Raw genomic sequence first — 2,220 nt, 5'->3', positions numbered from 1 at the left:
CCCTCCAATATTTTTTCAACGATTCTCACCTTGTTCCATTCGTCTTCTGTCAGTGTAATTGTCTCCTGTCCCATAGTGACATTATCTCAGAACAGTTATGGTATGACATTATCACAGACGAACAACATCCTGCAAAAAACGCATTGACATTCCATCTGTAATCAAATATATTACAGAAAAGCGATGCCGAAAGGAGGGGCCCGAGTTGAACAGCGATTTCGTCATAGCCGTCCACAGCTTAACGTTTCTCGCCCACGCGGACGATCGGCTGGCGACGAGCGATCATATCGCGACCAGCGTGTCCGTCCATCCGGTGCGGGTGCGCAAAGTGCTGGCGCTGCTGCGAAAGCGCGGATATATCCGGTCGAAGGAAGGCGCGAAAGGCGGATTTATTTTGAACCGCGATCCGCAGGACGTGACGCTGGACGAATTGTACCGGTTGACGGCGGAAGGCTCGATCCAGCCGAAATGGCCGAACCCGAATCCGCAATGCTTGATCGGGGCCAACATCGAGAAGTCGATGGACTCGATTTTTACGGGCGCCGAGCGGCAGATGGAAAACTATTTCGGCCAATATACGATCGCCGACGTGCTGCGCATCGTGGAGCAGCGGGCGAAAATGTGACTCGCTTGCGCCGGACGAATGGGTCCGGAAAGCGATGCGTTCGAACGTCGTCAACGGTGTTACGGAACCCGGGGAACGCTGAACGTCGGTCGACCAGGCGGTACGGCAACGCAGGCACCCTTTCGACGCTATAACTGTAATATTTTTTATTACATTAATTCCGGAACTGGAGGATGGGAGAATGAACACGACCGAACCGGTTATCCCGCAAACGAAACGCAAGCTGCACTACGGCTGGATCGTCGCCGCCGTCGCGTTCGCGGCGCTGCTCGTGTCCGCTGGAGTCCGCTCGCTGCCCGGCGTCCTTATGCTGCCGCTCGAGGACGAGTTCGGCTGGGACCGATCGGGCATTTCCGCCGCCGTTTCCATCAATTTGGTGCTGTACGGCTTGATGGGGCCGTTTGCGGCCGCGTGTATGGAGAAATTCGGCGTCCGCGTCATGATGACGACGGCGCTGGCGCTGCTTGCGGCAGGACTGGCGCTGTCGACCGCGATGTCGTCGCTTTGGCAGCTGAACGTGCTGTGGGGCGTCGTCGTCGGCCTCGGCACATCGGTCATGGCCAACGTACTGGGCGTTACCGTCGCGAACCGCTGGTTCGTTCGGCGAAAAGGGCTCGTCGTCGGCATATTGACCGCCAGCGCCGCGACCGGGCAGCTGCTGTTTTTGCCGCTGCTCGCCCATCTGTCGGTGAACGCCGGCTGGCGAAGCGCGGTCTGGACCGCGGTCGGCGCGTTGGCGCTGATGATCGCGGTAAGCGCGAGATGGACGCGCAACTATCCCGCCGACGTCGGCTTGCCTCCGTACGGCGGAAGCGAGCTCGTCCGGCCCGCACCGTTTCGGGGCAATTTGTTCGTCCGGCCCCTTCTTACCCTGCGCGCGGCATCGCGGAGCGGCACGTTCTGGCTGCTGGCGGGCAGCTTCTTCATCTGCGGCTTCACGACGAACGGCCTGATCGGCACCCATCTGATCCCGGCATGCGGCGATTTCGGCATACCGGAGGTGACGGCGGCGGGACTGCTCGCCTTCATGGGCGTGTTCGACCTGATCGGAACGACGCTTTCGGGCTGGCTGTCCGACCGGTTCGACAGCCGATGGCTGCTGTTCTGGTATTACGGCCTGCGCGGCCTGTCGCTGCTGTTTTTGCCGACGGCGCTCGATATGGGGTATACGGAGCTGACGCTGTTTTCCGTCTTTTACGGACTCGATTGGATCGCGACCGTTCCGCCGACCGTCAAGCTGACCGCCGACCGGTTCGGCCCGGAACAGTCCGGCATCGTGTTCGGCTGGATCGTCGCCGCCCACCAGCTCGGCGCCGCGACCGCCGCCTTCGAAGCCGGGCTGCTGCGCGAATGGTTCGGCAGCTACGACATCGCGTTCATGATGGCCGGCTACGTCTGCATGCTCGCCGCGCTTCTATCGGTCCGGATCAAGCGACGCGCCGCTGCGGCCGCGTAATGCGAACGGCGGAGGCCGGCGGCGTCAGCCGAGCCGCGGGAGCGCGAGCAGCAGGGCGAGCACGGCGATCGCCGCGCCGGCGACCGCCCAGTCGCGGCGGTCCATGCGCAGCTCGACGGCGGACGTGCGGCGGAGGCCG

Annotated in this window: 2 protein-coding genes; both read left to right on the top strand. The window is 62.1% G+C overall.

Annotated elements, in window-relative coordinates; genetic code table 11:
- Positions 1-205 precede the first annotated feature (205 nt).
- Positions 206-625 (top strand): Rrf2 family transcriptional regulator, encoded by a 420-nt coding sequence (locus tag PV407_RS23540; protein ID WP_332092451.1) that lies wholly within the window; start codon positions 206-208, stop codon positions 623-625.
- Positions 626-806: 181 nt separating this feature from the next.
- Entirely contained in the window at positions 807-2,081 is a 1,275-nt protein-coding gene (locus PV407_RS23535; protein WP_332092450.1) for an MFS transporter, read from the top strand.
- The last annotated feature ends 139 nt before the right edge of the window (positions 2,082-2,220 follow it).

Origin of the sequence: Paenibacillus sp. GYB003, from assembly GCF_036577625.1 — a bacterium.
GTDB lineage: Bacteria > Bacillota > Bacilli > Paenibacillales > NBRC-103111 > Paenibacillus_AB.
The sequence above is the reverse complement of the archived record's forward strand: the minus strand, read 5'-3'. Positions and strand labels throughout refer to the sequence as shown.

What these genes read in the sequence shown, in the direction of transcription:
- PV407_RS23535 (WP_332092450.1), top strand. Translation starts at nt 807, where the DNA reads ATGAACACGACCGAACCGGTTATCCCGCAAACGAAACGCAAGCTGCAC.